The sequence below is a fragment of the Pseudomonas sp. NPDC098747 genome, assembly GCF_044760045.1.
GTDB lineage: Bacteria > Pseudomonadota > Gammaproteobacteria > Pseudomonadales > Pseudomonadaceae > Aquipseudomonas.
In genome coordinates this window covers 150,868-165,552 of record NZ_JBIWAL010000010.1, presented here as the reverse complement: position 1 = coordinate 165,552, position 14,685 = coordinate 150,868, and the positions used below count along the sequence as shown (strand labels likewise).

Genomic DNA, 14,685 nt, shown 5'->3' with positions numbered 1-14,685 from the left:
CACCTTGGATAAAGCGCTTCATGGGCGATCCTTGCGATGAAATCCTCAGAAATCATAGCAAGGGTTTGCGAAAGCGTTTTTACACACTCTGGGCCAATAGCAGCCAGTCGTAACCGGCAGTTTCCGCAGTGAATCAGGCAGCCGTCGATCAATCTCGCGGAGTCTGGACAGTCGAACTTCCAATGCTCGCGAGAAAAATGCCGGTATCCCGATTAGAGCGCAGACAAACCACGCGGCAAGCTGATGGCGCTGTTGCAACAAGTTGCTGCATCTTTTCTCGCGCTGATTTTTTCGTCCGCCACATGAATCTAAAAAACTCCGGCAGGTTCATCAGCTGTTCGGGGCAGTTCTCCGGCAAGTCAGGCCGAGACTGACCGCGTTGGAGCAGCGTTCTGCGCAGTACGCGCAAGAATCGAAGCGTCGCCGAACGATCAATCCATATCAAAAGATCTGCACGGGCCAGCCGGTTATCCCAAGTGGCTGAATGGCCACCTTCGAATATCCAACAATCTCGGGCCTCTACATCAAGACAAAGCAGTGTCTTCTCGTCCCGACTTCGTTCGATCCAACCTGGCTGCCAGTGAATAGTGTCGATATGAACGACCGGCAAACCCGTGCGCAGACCAAGCTCACGCGCCAAAGTGCTTTTGCCTGACCCAGGTTGACCAACAATCATCACCCGTTGCATCTAAGCTCCTTCTCGCTATGCAAGCTGATTTTTTTGGGGGTGGCGATTTTAAGTCAATGCCTATCTCGGTCAACAACAAGCGGTCAGCATGACAGGCAGCTTTTGGTAACCATATCGATACCACACGGAGTAATCACACGCGATGAAATGACTCTGACTCTCAAGGTTCGGCTATAAGCAGGGCTCTGGGTTGCCGGGTGAAACGCTGGGCAGAGCTGTCTCGCTACCTCTACGAAGGGGCAGTGCCCATTGGAAATAATTGGCATGAGAACTAGATCAGACCTTGGGCTTGAGTCGGTAACCCCGCCAGCATCTGCTCGCAATCACTCAACAACTTACCAGCAATCAGGATCAAACCTCGATCACCCTGCATGGGATGCTGCCACCATCACAAAACTGTTATTTGGATTGCGGGTGCAGCGGTAGCGTGACGACAAACTTGCTACCGAGCCCTAAGCCACCGCTGAACACGCTTACCGAGCCTCGGTGCCCCTCGACCAATTCGCGAACGACTGACAGCCCAACTCCCAGGCCTGGGCCGTTGAACCCAATGGCGTGGGCGTCCTGAACGAACGGATCAAAAATAAAAGCCAGAACCTCAGCGCTAATACCTATACCGGTATCGGAGAAGGTCAAGGTGATGTCCTCGGTACCGGCACCGATAACTAGCTCGATTGAACCATTATTGGGTGTGTACTTGGAGGCATTGCCTAGCAGGTTGCATAAAATTTGCGTCAATCTGAGCTGATCGCCATTGATCATCAGCGGGCGACTTGGCTGGCGCATTACAAATTGCTGAAAGCGTAGGTCGATCGCAGGACGACAAACAATGACGGCGTCATCGATGATCGTTGCTATGTCTACAGGCTGGAAGTTCAGTCTGAGCTTGCCTGTCTGGACCATGGATACGTCCATCAGGTCGTCGACCAGCCGCGAAATATGGCTTGTCTGACGCTCAATAATCCCCTGTATGCTCGCCAACCGCTCACGGGAGGAGTGCATCAGCATCCCCGCCACCTGGGTTAGCGGTGTTAGTGGATTGCGCAACTCGTGCGCAACCATTGCCAGAATTTTTTTCTGCTTATCAAGGGCGTCCTCCGCAGCGACTTGGAGTTGTTGCGCGTTGAGTGCCGTTAATACCAACTGCTCGTTTGCCTCTCGCAATTGAGCACGCCGTCTTTCGTGTTCTCTAGGGGCTATGTAGTGGTGATCGCCCGGTTTTCTTTGTGCCTGGCTAATTGGAAGTCTGGTGGGCAACGGTACTGGAGGCAAGTCGGTGCTGTGAAAGGCTACCCCTAGGCCATGCCGTTTTGCCCGATACATCGCCGCGTCAGCGCAATCGATCAATGTGTGCGGGTCATCGCCATCTTTCGGGTAATAACTCACCCCGATGCTCGCTGCCAGTTGCAGAATCTGATTCCCGATCGGATGTGGCACTCCAAGCGCCTTGATAATTTTCTCGCAGATACCCAATACATCGGCATGGCTGATTGTGCCTCCCAGCAAGATAATGAACTCGTCCCCGCCGTATCGTCCAACCGTATCATTCTTGCGTACCGCGCCACTCAGTCGCAGTGCAGTCTCCTTGAGCACTTCATCGCCGACACTGTGCCCCAAGGTGTCGTTGATCAATTTGAAGTGATTTAGATCCAAAAAGAGTACCGCCAGACCCTCTCCCTCTAGCGTCGTATCTTCGATCGCCTGGGCTAACCGTCCGAGTAGCAATCTGCGATTGGGAAGCCCCGTCAGTACATCGAGCTGCGCGGCGTGAGAAACCTCCACAAGCGCAGCGGCTGCCTGTTCAACGCCAATTTGGGCTTGGAGAAGCGCTAATACCAGTTGTTCATTGGCCTCGATTAACTGCCCGGATTGGTGGTTTTCCAGCATTTGGTACTCAGTGTTCAAGACTTTCTGCTCAAGAGCATCAAGCTTTAGGCGAGCCTCCTGAGTTTTCTGCACAACCTTAGTCAGCTCGATACTCGCAGCAGCGAGCGCTTTTTTGTCGTTGTCCGATTTGCGGTTCACGAAAGCCTCCCAAGGTCATCCGCCTCAGACCGCGGCATTGACGCTTGATTGTTCTTCTGAGTCGGGCGGCCCCCTAACAGACCTTCTCGGTCAACAAGCATTTCGCCAATCTGCAGGCCGTTGTCGTCGATGTGATACTGGCGTAACTCATCGGAATGGGCGCTGGCGCGTACCTTTACCACAGCCATGATCCGCAGCAGGCGGCTCTGCACTTCAATGTAGCGCTGGACAATGATCGCGTCGGTGAGAAAAGCGGTGCCGTAAGGACTAAACCGCAGGTCGGTGTAGCGGTCTTCTAACTCAGAGGTCATCAAGACGCTGACCCCAGCAGCCGTCAGCGCGGTGACCATGCGCGAGAGTGACTCGCGAAAGTCAGAGCGAAAGGTTGGCGCCAATGCCAGCTCAAATCCCGACAGCGAATCAATTACCATGCGGGTGGCTTTTAAACGGCCGATCTCACCGAGCAACAAGTGGACGATTTCGTCGATGGACAGGTCCGGCACGCGACTGTCCACCAGGCCAACCTGCCCGCTCTTGATCAACTCGGCCAACTTCGGGTTTTGCGAATGGTTGGGCCGTTGCTCGAACACCGCAATCACACCGGTTTCACCGTTGCGTGCGCCTTCGGCCAGGAAGGTCGCCGCCAAAATGCTTTTGCCCGAGCCCGATGGCCCGGCCACCAGCAGCGAATGCCCGCGAGGCAGGCCGCCGCCTAGCATCTCATCGAGTGCCGGCACGCCCATTTTCAGGCGCTTGATAGGGAACGTCGACGGCGCTTCAACCGAACGATTGATAGCCGCCGGTGGGAACACCTTGATCCCCGAGGATGCAATACGGAAGGTGTGCAGGCCCGGCAAAGTCGGCTGGCCGCGCATCTTCATGATTTCCATCTTGCGAACCATCGAGTTGCGCTCGACGCTTTGCCGCAGCCATATCAGGCCGTCTGCCACGGTGAAAATCGGATTTGTGTCGGTTTCGGTGAAGTATTCGCCGATCAGAAAGGTGGTCGCCTGCCACGTGGTCATCAACATACCCAGTTGCTGGATGAACTGCGGCAGGTTGTTATTCGGGTTGTCTTGGGTCTGGCTGGCCAACACCACGGAGCGGAACGAATCGACAAATACCAGCGACGGCGAATGCTTCTCGACTTCGCTGACGATCCGTCGCAATACTTCGTCCAAGTCACCGGCCAGGGTGTCGTTGGACAGGTTGATATAGCGAATCGACTGGTTGATCGCTTCGTTGTCGAAAAAATCGAATTGTTGCTGATAGCGCAGCATCTTCAGCGGCGGCTCACCGAGGACGGTAAAAAACAACGCCGGACGTTCAGGCGTAGCCAGGGCAAACATCATCTGGTGCGCAAGGGTAGTTTTGCCACAGCCTGGAGGGCCGGCGATCAAGTTGAACGAAAACTCCGGTAGGCCTCCGCCCAGGACCTCGTCCAGTCCTGGCACACCCGTAGACAGACGGTTGATAGCCACTTTGGTATTCATGAGGAGGTATCCTGCGCAGGGGTGTCGCTAAAAGAGTTGTCCCAAACGGGCTGCAACAGACGTACGGATAGAGAAGACCCTATGAACGAGGTCAGTAGCTCATTCAAAGTCTTCAGCAAGTCGTGACCATATGCTGTGGCTGTGTCGCTGGTTTGCTGCGCGAGCAGAAGTCTCAATCCAGAAAAGTCTGTATCGAGGCTGTCGTTGAGGATGGAGAGACAAGTGTGACGTGAGGCACAAATAAATACGCTTCGCCTATAAAGCGCAAACACGCCTTCCTGCCCAATAATCGGCGCGAGAGTAGTATAAATATCCCTGAATGTTGCCACTACCGCATTAGCGATTTGTCCAGCGTTCGGAGTGTCACCGGCGCGTTTAGCCGTCGATGCCGAAATCCTGCGGCTATCATCCCTTTCCATGGGTACGTATCACTTCTTGATGCTATTTTTCGATAGTACACCCTGCTCCCCTGACCAACAGGTCTATTTTCAGCAAAGAAAATTTCGTGCGACGACCGGCGTTATAGAGATCACGTATAAGTAAAAGTTAACGCTTCCATCCTACGACTTTGAACTTTGACGCGTCGCTTAGGTGGACACCATTACCCTTAGTTTAGGTATCCGAGTAGGTGTGTTGTCCAGGCGCGTACTTTAAGGTTCTGTTTTGCGCTCGACGGCAGGTTTTGACGGGTTCTCGACCTGAATAAGGTTAAGTTTTATTAAGTCGCTCGCGCTGATCAAACGGCAGAAATCTGCCAATTGCAGCCCATCGTGACAGGCAGCTATTGGCCGGAGGCGGTCAGTCATGAGCGGCTGCTTCCGTCCAGAAGCGGGCATTGGGTTTCTTCGCCCCTCGCCCACCCCCTTTCCATATTTCCAACGTTAGTGCAGCATGCATTGACCTTGGAGCAGAGGCTGAGCACCAGTTCAGTGGCTCTCAAAACTAGCCCTACACATGGATGCGAGTACCGGGGGAATATCAAAGGAACATCACCAGACACATTGATGTCATCCACTTAGCTGCAAGCAAGGGTGCAGATCTCGTGCTCTTTCCCGAACTTTCCCTAACCGGTTACGAACCGAGGCTGGCTGAGGTCTTAGCGGTGCATCCGAGTGATAGCCGTTTTGATGAGTTCCAGAGATTAAGCGACCAATATGGGATGCTCATCGCTGTTGGTGCGCCAACGAAGGGTTCTAAAGGCACCGAAATCAGCATGATTACCTTCCAGCCCGGGCTGGAGCGCTCTAGCTATTCAAAACAGCACCTACACGTCGACGAATTACCTTTTTTCACCCCCGGCACCCAAAAGCTTGTGCTGAGCCAGGCAAATTTTGTCCTGGCACCCGCCATTTGCTACGAGTCACTGCAACCAAGCCACGCCGAACAAGCCTCACATTCAGGGGCTCAGGTGTATTTGGCAAGCGTGGCCAAGTCTGAGAGAGGTATTGCATCAGCAAACAGCCATTATCCGATGGTTGCTAAAAAGCATCGAATGACTGTAATGATGGCGAACTGTATAGGTGCTGCCGACGACTTTGTAGCAGCAGGTTGTTCCGCCATCTGGAATAGTTACGGTGAAATCGTTTGTAGCGCCGATGCCATACATGAGGCGTTAGTTGCGTACGACATACAGACTGGAGAAGCGAGCATTTTCAGCCTGGCATGAAATCCGGCCCTGCCCACTGACGTTTCTAAATCGAGCGACTGCTTTGGGTCGAGTGCCGTCCTTCGCCACTTGCAACAATCGGCAGAGAACGGCCAATCGCAGTCCTTCGCGACAGGCATAAACCGGCCGAAGCGGACGGTCGCTCAAGCGCTGCGCACACTGGCTTCCGTCCATAGGGCAATGAGGGTAAGACGCGTTCATGGGGAAACTCCATCCCATAGCAATCTAATTGCATTTGCAATCATATTAAGGCGTGCAGTATGGTGCAAGCATGACGGAACGCACGGAGATTTTCGGAATATGATCCGCTTTTCCAGCTTCAGCAAAACACAAGATACCCGCCTTGCCGCTCAGGCCTGCATCGATAAAATCCGAACCCGGGCACAGCAATACACCGCTGGCTTCTCCTCTCCGCTCCACACCATGATCGATATCGCCAACCGACTGGAAAGGGATCCGGGAACGGCCAGGCATGTCTGGGTCATCCGGTCCGACAAGCAGTCTCAAGTCGAAAGCTGTCACACACGTATCAGCGCCTGGCCTCTGCGCTTTAGCCATGCTGCCTGCACCAGCGAAAAACCGCTGTTGTACCTGACCACTTCTGCGACATCAGCCGAACTTTGCGCACTTTCAAACGAGTCCGCCCGCCGGGGCATTCTGTGCAATGACATAGAAACCCTGCCCTCCCGCTGGCCTAAAGGCGCTCATCCCTGGGTTCCGCTTTGGCTGGCCGCCAACCCGCACTGCCTGCCCTTCGACCCCGCCAGCGGTGCCGAAGCGCACGCCATTGCGCTAGCTGCGTTGCAAAGTTTGTATGTGGAAGGCAATGCCGGCTTCTATTACATGGCGCTTCACGATGAACCCAATGATTTAGTCGCCCCCATCAGCAACCTTAGTGCGAGTCAGGCCTTCAAGGGCATGTACAAACTCAACGAGATTGATACAGATGCCGGGCAACCCCGGGTCCGCTTGTTGGGCGCGGGGCTGGCCTTGCAGTCGGTGGCCTCAGCGGCGCAGATGTTGCGTGATGACTGGGGCGTCGAAAGCGAACTCTGGAGCTGCCCCAGCTACACCCGCCTGGCCCGTGATGCAGACAAGGCACAACGCTGGAACCGAATGCATCCTGACATGCCGCGGCGGTCGTCGCATTTGCTCGACTGCCTGAGCGCCGATGATTGCCCGGTGGTAGCTGTGACCGGTTATGCCCAGCATGTCGCCGATCAGATCGGTAGGCATATCCAGTCACGGTTCGTGGCGCTCGGCGCCGATTCAACCGAAACACCTTCGGGCAAAACGGTGGATAAACGCTGGATCGTGGCACTCGCTCTGCGAGCGCTGGCTCAGGAAGGTGTCATCGCGCAGGCGTGCGTCGAACAGGCCATGGACCGTTATCTGCTGCAATGACCAAACAACGGTCAACCCGCTCGCCCACTGTTGCGCGCCGCCGTTGCGGCCAGCTCAAGCGCGTCACTGAAGAACCGCTGCTGCTCGTCATCAAATTGCGACAAAAACAGCTCGTCCACCGCCCCTTCATAGATTTGCCACATTTTTTTACGCAGCACTTTCCCGCTCTCTGTAATGGCTGCATACGCACCACGGCCGTCATCGCTGGCACGGCTGCGTGTCACCAAGCCTTCGGCCTCCAGACGGTCCACCAGCCGGGTGAGGTTATAGCGCTCGATCGCCATCACGTCAGCCAATTCGTTCATGCGCCGAGTGCCGTCAGGGCCGCTTTCCAGACCCCATAACGCGTCGTACCACGCGTAAGCCGGCAGCCCGGCCGCCGCCAGCCGACGCTCGATTTCCCGGATCAGGCAGCGGTGAGCCCTGACGAATCTGAACCAGGTATCCGGATCGCTTGAAGACATGCATCACCCTTTTCATGAAATCTATTTAGTTGCAATTGTAGCGTGCGGCAGGCTAAGTTCTCGCATGTAGTTGCAAATGCAACTACAAAAATTCTTTAAGGCTGGCATCGACCCACACCCCTTAGTCAGGCACCCAACGACTCGGTGCTGCTGCACTGTTCAGGAGACGACGATGGCACAACAACCCCTGTTTCTCGACGAAGATCCACAAGAAACCCGTGAATGGCTCGAATCCATCGAATCGGTGGCGAGCGTCGAAGGACGTACCCGCGCCCACTATCTGATCGATCAGATGCTGGATTTCGATGCCAGCCGCCATGGTAATTTTTATGGGCGCGTCACGACGCCTTACGTCAACACCATTGCGGTCGACCGTCAGCAGCCCTACCCCGGCGACCTGACGATAGAGCGCCGGATCAATGCTTACATCCGTTGGAACGCTTTGGCCATGGTGCTGCGCGCCGGCAAACATTCGAACGTGGGCGGGCACATCGCTTCCTACGCCTCGGCAGCCATTCTGTACGACGTCGGCTTCGAGCATTTCTTCCGTGGGCGCACCGAGCAGTTTGGCGGTGACATGGTGTATATCCAGGGTCACTCTTCACCGGGCATCTACGGGCGCGCCTATCTGGAAGGTCGCCTGAGCGAAGAGCAGCTGGACAACTTCCGCCGCGAGACTGACCGCGACGGTGTCTCGTCATATCCACACCCAAGGCTCATGCCGGACTTCTGGCAATTTCCGACGGTATCCATGGGGCTTGGTCCGATCACAGCCGCGTACCAGGCCAGGTTCATGCGCTACCTCGAAGACCGTGGCCTGAAAGAACATCAAGGACGCAAAGTCTGGGCGTTCCTAGGTGACGGCGAAATGGACCAGCCGGAATCCCTGGCGGCGATTTCCCTGGCGGGTCGGGAGAAGCTCGACAATATTATTTTTGTCGTCAACTGCAACCTTCAGCGCCTGGACGGACCGGTGCGCGGCAACAGCAAGGTTATTCAGGAATTTGAAAGCCTGTATCGGGCAGCCGGCTGGAACGTTATCAAAGTGATCTGGGGCAGCGGTTGGGATGCCTTGCTGGAGAAGGACACAAGCGGCCTGCTGCGTCAGCGGATGATGGAATGCGTGGACGGCGACTATCAAAACTACAAATCCCAGAACGGCGCTTACGTACGTGAGCATTTTTTTGGCAAATACCCTGAGTTGCTGGAACTGGTCAGCGACCTGAGCGATGAGGACATCTGGAAGCTTTCTCGCGGCGGCCATGACCCGGAAAAAGTCTACAACGCCTACGCCGCCGCCATGCGCCACACCGGAGGGCCGACGGTCATTCTGGCGAAAACGGTAAAAGGCTTCGGCATGGGCGAAGCCGGCGAAGGCCAGAACATCAACCATCAGCTCAAGAAAATGGGTGAGGACGCGGTCAAAGCGTTCCGTGATCGTTTTGCGCTGGACCTCACCGACGATCAACTGGGCGACATGCCCTACCTCAAACCGGCAGCGGACAGTGTCGAGGCCCTTTATCTGCAAGCCAGGCGCACCCAACTGGGCGGTTACGTGCCTGCACGCTTCAGTGCGGTCGAGCCCTTGCAGATCCCACCACTGTCGGCTCTGGACAACCAGCTCCAAGGCACCGGCGAGCGCGAGATTTCCACCACCATGGCGTTTGTGCGCATCCTCGGCACTTTGCTCAAGAACCCGAACATCGGAAAGCTGATCGTGCCCATTGTCCCGGACGAATCACGCACCTTCGGCATGGAAAGCCTGTTCCGTCAGATTGGCATCCATTCCCACGTCGGCCAGTTGTACACACCTCAAGACGCCGGCCAACTGAGTTATTACAAGGAGGCGCGCGATGGGCAGATCATGCAGGAGGGGCTGAACGAGTCCGGCGGCATTTCTTCGTGGATCGCGGCGAGCACTTCGTACAGTACGCACGGCGTGACGACAGTGCCCTTCTACATCTTTTATTCGATGTTTGGCTTCCAGCGTGTCGGCGATCTGGCCTGGGCGGCAGGCGATGCCCGCGCCCGAGGTTTCCTGCTGGGCGCCACGTCCGGCAGGACCACGCTGATGGGCGAAGGCCTGCAACACGACGATGGTCACAGCCATGTGCTGTCCTCAACCGTACCGTGCTGCGTGTCCTACGACCCGACGTTCGCCTATGAGCTGGCCGTGATCATCCAGGATGGCATGCGGCGTATGTATGTTGAAAACGAAGACATCTATTACTACATCACGTTGCTGAACGAAAACTACGCCCATCCGCCCATGCCCGAAGGTATCGAGCAGGATATTCTTAAAGGCATGTATCGGCTCTCAGCCCCGGCGCAGCCAATCGAAGGCAAGCATGTACAACTGATGGGTTGCGGTTCAATCCTGCAAGAAATCATCGCCGCCGCGCAGTTGCTGGAGCAGGACTTCGGCGTCAGCAGCGAGGTATGGAGCGTCACCAGCCTGACCGAACTGCGTCGGGACGGCCAGGATGCCGAACGCTGGAATTTGCTGCACCCGCATAAGGCGCCACGTATCGGTCACGTTGAAAGTTGCCTGCAAGATAAACAGGGACCGGTGGTGGTCGCGACTGATTACATGAAAATATTTGCCGACCAGATCCGCCCGTTCGTGCCCATGCGACGCTTCGTGGCATTAGGCACCGACGGTTTCGGCCAATCGGATACCCGAGAATCGCTGCGCAGGTTTTTCGAAGTGGATCGTCACTTCATCGCGTTGGCGGCCTTGAAAGCGCTCGCCGATGACGGAGGGGTGCCAAGGGAAAAAGTAGCTGAGGCGATTGCGCTTTATGGGATTGACCCGGAGAAACAGAACCCAGCGAAAGTTTGAGTCTTATCTGTTGTAAATGCCTCCCACTGTAAAACGGGAGACGGCTTCTGGCCGCTGCCTTTGCAGCGGCCTTTTTATGGACTCTATTAACCTACCTGCTATTTCTTCGCGCAGATACGAAACTTCAAACCAGCCCCCCCGCAGCCCGGCGATTCGACAGCTTGTTTGTGAGGGGACCTCGGCAAACTCAAGCCAACAGCTCGGTGACCCACCGGGGCCTGCCGGGCGATATCCTGCACCTTCTCCTTGTTCGCGGCCCCTCGCCACAGGCAGAAAACGGCCAGGAGCGGCCATTCAGGACGCTCCTGTCCTCATAAATAATCGCCATGCGTTGCGGCACTATCCATTCGTCACTTTGATATGTCGATAGACCTTCGTTGTGCGCACCGAGAATCCTACCCTCTCGTACAAACGATGGGCAGATTCACGGTCTGGGTTGGATGTCAGATCCAGAGTTTTCGCACCGAGGTTGTGGCTTTTTTCTATTGCTGCTTCTATGAGTGCTTTGCCGACACCTTGACCTCGAGCACTGGCATCTACTACGACGTCTTCGATCCAGGCTCGAACGCCTGTCGGAATACGAAAATGAATTAGGGTTAATGCCCCTAAAATACTTCCCCCACCTGCTGTTCTCACTACTAATAAGTTGGAGCACTCTGAATTCACTATCTGCTTCAGATTTTCCATTGTCATTGCTTGAGCGTTTTTGGAAAGCTGTGGGAGAAGTTCATTCAAAGACCTGAGCAGCATAGGATCGGTTTCTTGAACCACCTCTACAATAGCGGGTTGGTTTGTCATTGGAGATCCTCAATGGGCGGTGAAGCTTCGATGGTACAATTCGACACGTTACTCCAGAGCGTCTGCGAGTGACCGCTTCTGGCCGAGGCTGTGTAAAAACGTTTTTCAGCGCGACAGGCACTCAAAACTGTACTGGAAATCGCGCTTCTACGCGAAATCCACATCTGCTTACGTTCGCCAACAGTTTCTCCTGAACGCACTTGGATGCACGGTCGTTCCCATGATGGATTGGGCATAGCTCTTCATCTGCACCCCGGCCAGCCATTCGCACCGGTGTGAAGGAGCAAAATCATCAAAGTCATACTCTCCAGAGTTTCGTACAAACTAAAGATAAGAAAATTGATTTCTACCTCGTTCTTTAGCCATGTAAAGAGCTTTGTCGGCTCGGGCTAGCAGATCGTTACATGTGTGCAGCGGACTAAATAGATGTACTGAAAAACCCACGCTTATAGTTAAGTATCCTGTCTTAGAAGCGCAGTGCGGTATTCTCAGGTCTCGCACTAGCTGACAAAGAGTTTCAACATGCCGAGCTGATTGGTCGCTTGTCATTCCGCTGAAAAGAACTACAAATTCTTCACCACCATATCTAGCTGCAAAATCAGAGCCTCGCTGAAAAGACTTACTCAAGCTATCCGCGACACGTATTAATGCCTCGTCGCCAACTTGATGCCCGTAAACGTCATTGAATAGCTTAAAGTTATCAACATCAATCATAGCAAGAGTCAGTGAATCGCTGTTACGGCACGCGATTCTGCATAAGACTTCAAACTGCAAATCAAAAAAACGACGATTATAAATACCTGTCAACCCATCTTTTATGGACAATTGCTCGAAGTGCGCCTTCATCTCTTCGAGAGACTGATGCTCGTCGCGAAGTTGCTGCAATATAAGCATGCGAGGCGTAACATCTTTTTGTATACCCAAAAAATTTGTCACAACACCATTTTCATCATGAATTGGAGATATGCTCAGTTCATTCCAAAACATCGTCCCATCCTTGCGATAGTTACGCAGTGTTACAAGGCAGTACTCTCCGTTTTTAACGGCATCGTGAACAATCCCAAGCTCAGGCTGTTCTCGATCGTCTTTTTGTAGGTATCGACAGTTAATATTAGTGACCTCTTCAAACGAGTAGCCGGTCATGCGTTCAAAAGCAGGATTTACAAAAATCAGCGGATTGTCTTTAATACCATTATCAGAGATAGTGATGCCATCTCGTGAATCCATAACTGCCTGTTTAAGAATCTCAATTTTCATGCAAACTCCTTTGGTACGACTGGGTGGAATATCGCTGTTTTGCATGGAAACAAGATCTAGAAGGCCAGCTAATCAATTTTCTTATCGTATAAGCGTAGCTCCTGAATAAACACAATGTATTTTTATTCTTTCGATCGCCGTTTTGTTTGATTTCGGTGAAAAGCTTCGCACAGATGGCGATCTGGCTGGGCGCATCGGAGATAACCAGCGAAAGGGATCATTATTAAGGCTTAATCGCTCACTTCTTTTTCGCACGTCTGCTTTGTGGCAAACAGTTTTTGCCAGAACGCGGCTGTTCGCCCGCAGCTCGTCGCATACCTCTCGCACACCTACCTCGCCTCGACCACTGTGCATACATACAGCAGTTGTGCGGCGAATCCCGCAACATGAATTTCGATCAAGCGAAAACCCTCCGGATCCAGCGATGGCGCTCAACTCTCGACGATCAGGACTTCCGTCTACAGAACCCAGAGGGTCATCGGGAAACCCTTCACGAGATGGCCGCGACGCTCCTTGATGAGGGCCTGATCGACCAGCTTGAGCAGTTCGATATGAACGAAATGGCAGACGCCGCGTACTGGCACTCCGTCGAGGAGCTGCAGAATTCGCCCAGCCAATACCGCGGAGCCTCGACCTATGACGTTGTGCAGTTCGACAACCGAAAGCTGCTTGGTACTATCAGTCGATCGATCTTTAACTTCGAAAGTGACGAACCACGCGGTGCCTCCTTCCCCTACGACGGTAAGGTCTACTCTGACGCGGAGGGGGTGCGGCTGACCTTGGGGCTTTCCCGGAAGGTTGGGACAATCTCGGGCCTGATGCTGGAAATCAACGGGCGCCGGTACCAGTTAATCGAGACCGAGCGGGTTATCAGTGGTGTTGACTACAAGCCTATCGACGATCCGGACGCTTACCGCGCTCTCGTTGATGTAGCTCAGGTCGCTAAGGAAGATCGGAATCTGCGCGCCTTTGAAAAGGTGCGACCTCATATCGAGTCAGCAATGTTCTGCATGTGCCCTGCCTGCCTCGATCACTTTTGTTCGCGCGATGATTGTTCGACGTGTGCCGGAAAGGGCTTCGTGACAAAGCCTGCGCCAAGCTCGCGCACATAAGCCTGACAAGCCTGCAGCGCGATCAGTCCCCGGTCGCCTTCATCGGTGATGGCGATAATTCGTTGAGCATGCGCCGGGTCAAGTCGGGCTCGTACGGTTGCATGATCCACGCCGCTGGCGCCGGCGGCTTTTGGCAAGTCACAGCCACTGGCTGAATCCGAGTCGATGAGGACTGACAGCCGCAGACCAGCAGTGGCAAGGCGATCGCGCAGGCGATCTTGGTCACGTTGGGCATCGGTCATTTTCCTGAAGTGGGTTTGCTCGCTGGCCGCCAGCCGCTGCTCGAGCGCCAGACGCTTGTCCTGCTCGGCCTGCTGTGCGGTGGCGGCGGCCAGGGTCAGTTGATTGAGGGTTTCGGCGTGCAGCTTGCCCTGTTCCGCCAACTGCTTCCCGTAACGCCAGTCCTGAAACTGCCAGGCGCCGCCGAAGCAGGCGAGCATAAGCGCCAGCAAACCAAGCGCTCGCCATGGCACCACCATCACGGCACATCCCGGAAGAAGACGTGACCACCCAACTTCAGCGTTTGCGTTGCCTTCACTGACCAGGCGGGCGGCTTAATGCTGGTGGCGTAGTAGTGCGTGGCACCGTCCGTGGGGTCTACCACTTTGCCGTCAATCACTTGATCTGCCGCGATCCGGCACTGCGCCAGCTCTCGAAACTGAATCTGCTTCACGCCGTTCAGGAACTGATAGTTCGGGTCGGTCTTGTTCCAGCAGCTGAACTGGTACGGCTTCTGGCAGACTCCGGCGTAGCCCTCGCCCCACCACGACTTTTCCTTGCCATCGAACACGCGGTTGCGGATCGTCCAGGCCACGGCCACTTGTCCCGCCGTTCCTTCCCCGCGCGCCTCACCCCACAAGGTGCGGGCGAGGATGTCGCGGTCTTGTTCACTTGCAGTCATTGGTTTTCTCCACGCGAAAAAAATCCCCGCACTTT

General features: G+C 54.7%; 12 protein-coding genes. 4 read left to right on the top strand and 8 right to left on the bottom strand.

Going from position 1 to position 14,685, the window contains the following annotated elements:
* Nucleotides 1-148: 148 nt before the first annotated feature.
* From ACIQVE_RS09440 to ACIQVE_RS09430, 3 genes are all read right to left on the bottom strand, one after another.
* Nucleotides 149-688, bottom strand: a complete 540-nt coding sequence (locus tag ACIQVE_RS09440) for an AAA family ATPase (RefSeq protein ID WP_402807145.1) — start codon at nucleotides 686-688, stop codon at nucleotides 149-151.
* A gap of 399 nt (nucleotides 689-1,087) precedes the next feature.
* Nucleotides 1,088-2,713: a diguanylate cyclase domain-containing protein gene (locus ACIQVE_RS09435; RefSeq protein WP_402807143.1), complete on the bottom strand. Its 1,626-nt coding sequence runs from the start codon at nucleotides 2,711-2,713 to the stop codon at nucleotides 1,088-1,090.
* Entirely contained in the window at nucleotides 2,710-4,206 is a 1,497-nt protein-coding gene (locus ACIQVE_RS09430) for an RAD55 family ATPase (protein ID WP_402807140.1), read from the bottom strand. The genes ACIQVE_RS09435 and ACIQVE_RS09430 overlap by 4 nt, the downstream gene beginning before the upstream one ends.
* Nucleotides 4,207-5,164: 958 nt before the next feature.
* On the opposite strand from ACIQVE_RS09430, the gene ACIQVE_RS09425 reads away from it, so the two are divergent.
* Entirely contained in the window at nucleotides 5,165-5,872 is a 708-nt protein-coding gene (locus ACIQVE_RS09425; protein ID WP_402807137.1) for a carbon-nitrogen hydrolase family protein, read from the top strand.
* 300 nt (nucleotides 5,873-6,172) lie between these two features.
* Complete coding sequence (locus ACIQVE_RS09420; protein ID WP_402807134.1) at nucleotides 6,173-7,276, top strand: transketolase-like TK C-terminal-containing protein; 1,104 nt, start codon at nucleotides 6,173-6,175, stop codon at nucleotides 7,274-7,276.
* Between the two features lie 11 nt (nucleotides 7,277-7,287).
* Here the strand turns inward: ACIQVE_RS09420 and ACIQVE_RS09415 are convergent, their stop codons facing one another.
* Nucleotides 7,288-7,740 (bottom strand): MarR family winged helix-turn-helix transcriptional regulator, encoded by a 453-nt coding sequence (locus tag ACIQVE_RS09415; protein ID WP_402807131.1) that lies wholly within the window; start codon nucleotides 7,738-7,740, stop codon nucleotides 7,288-7,290.
* Between the two features lie 172 nt (nucleotides 7,741-7,912).
* Between ACIQVE_RS09415 and aceE the strand changes: the two genes are divergently transcribed.
* On the top strand, nucleotides 7,913-10,582 hold the full coding sequence (gene aceE, locus ACIQVE_RS09410) for a pyruvate dehydrogenase (acetyl-transferring), homodimeric type (RefSeq protein ID WP_402807128.1): 2,670 nt from the start codon (nucleotides 7,913-7,915) through the stop codon (nucleotides 10,580-10,582).
* A gap of 339 nt (nucleotides 10,583-10,921) precedes the next feature.
* Here the strand turns inward: aceE and ACIQVE_RS09405 are convergent, their stop codons facing one another.
* Entirely contained in the window at nucleotides 10,922-11,380 is a 459-nt protein-coding gene (locus ACIQVE_RS09405) for a GNAT family N-acetyltransferase (RefSeq protein ID WP_402807125.1), read from the bottom strand.
* A 324-nt stretch (nucleotides 11,381-11,704) separates the two neighbouring features.
* Nucleotides 11,705-12,637: a diguanylate cyclase gene (locus ACIQVE_RS09400; RefSeq protein WP_402807123.1), complete on the bottom strand. Its 933-nt coding sequence runs from the start codon at nucleotides 12,635-12,637 to the stop codon at nucleotides 11,705-11,707.
* Nucleotides 12,638-13,023: 386 nt separating this feature from the next.
* Here ACIQVE_RS09400 and ACIQVE_RS09395 point away from each other — a divergent pair, with 386 nt between their 5' ends.
* A complete protein-coding gene (locus ACIQVE_RS09395) occupies nucleotides 13,024-13,749 on the top strand; it encodes a hypothetical protein (RefSeq protein WP_402807121.1) in 726 nt (241 codons plus the stop codon).
* Here the strand turns inward: ACIQVE_RS09395 and ACIQVE_RS09390 are convergent.
* Together ACIQVE_RS09390 and ACIQVE_RS09385 are read right to left on the bottom strand one after the other, a co-directional pair.
* A complete protein-coding gene (locus ACIQVE_RS09390) occupies nucleotides 13,668-14,228 on the bottom strand; it encodes a lysis system i-spanin subunit Rz (protein WP_402807119.1) in 561 nt (186 codons plus the stop codon). The two genes, ACIQVE_RS09395 and ACIQVE_RS09390, sit on opposite strands and share 82 nt — an antisense overlap.
* The gene (locus tag ACIQVE_RS09385; RefSeq protein WP_402807116.1) at nucleotides 14,228-14,650 is read right to left on the bottom strand and encodes a cell wall hydrolase; all 423 of its coding nucleotides are present in this window, start codon (nucleotides 14,648-14,650) and stop codon (nucleotides 14,228-14,230) included. The genes ACIQVE_RS09390 and ACIQVE_RS09385 overlap by 1 nt, the downstream gene beginning before the upstream one ends.
* Nucleotides 14,651-14,685: the final 35 nt, after the last annotated feature.

What these genes read in the sequence shown, in the direction of transcription:
- ACIQVE_RS09400 (WP_402807123.1), bottom strand. Translation starts at nt 12,637, where the DNA reads ATGAAAATTGAGATTCTTAAACAGGCAGTTATGGATTCACGAGATGGC.
- ACIQVE_RS09390 (WP_402807119.1), bottom strand. Translation starts at nt 14,228, where the DNA reads ATGGTGGTGCCATGGCGAGCGCTTGGTTTGCTGGCGCTTATGCTCGCC.
- aceE (WP_402807128.1), top strand. Translation starts at nt 7,913, where the DNA reads ATGGCACAACAACCCCTGTTTCTCGACGAAGATCCACAAGAAACCCGT.
- ACIQVE_RS09440 (WP_402807145.1), bottom strand. Translation starts at nt 688, where the DNA reads ATGCAACGGGTGATGATTGTTGGTCAACCTGGGTCAGGCAAAAGCACT.
- ACIQVE_RS09405 (WP_402807125.1), bottom strand. Translation starts at nt 11,380, where the DNA reads ATGACAAACCAACCCGCTATTGTAGAGGTGGTTCAAGAAACCGATCCT.
- ACIQVE_RS09415 (WP_402807131.1), bottom strand. Translation starts at nt 7,740, where the DNA reads ATGTCTTCAAGCGATCCGGATACCTGGTTCAGATTCGTCAGGGCTCAC.
- ACIQVE_RS09430 (WP_402807140.1), bottom strand. Translation starts at nt 4,206, where the DNA reads ATGAATACCAAAGTGGCTATCAACCGTCTGTCTACGGGTGTGCCAGGA.
- ACIQVE_RS09395 (WP_402807121.1), top strand. Translation starts at nt 13,024, where the DNA reads ATGAATTTCGATCAAGCGAAAACCCTCCGGATCCAGCGATGGCGCTCA.
- ACIQVE_RS09425 (WP_402807137.1), top strand. Translation starts at nt 5,165, where the DNA reads ATGCGAGTACCGGGGGAATATCAAAGGAACATCACCAGACACATTGAT.
- ACIQVE_RS09385 (WP_402807116.1), bottom strand. Translation starts at nt 14,650, where the DNA reads ATGACTGCAAGTGAACAAGACCGCGACATCCTCGCCCGCACCTTGTGG.
- ACIQVE_RS09420 (WP_402807134.1), top strand. Translation starts at nt 6,173, where the DNA reads ATGATCCGCTTTTCCAGCTTCAGCAAAACACAAGATACCCGCCTTGCC.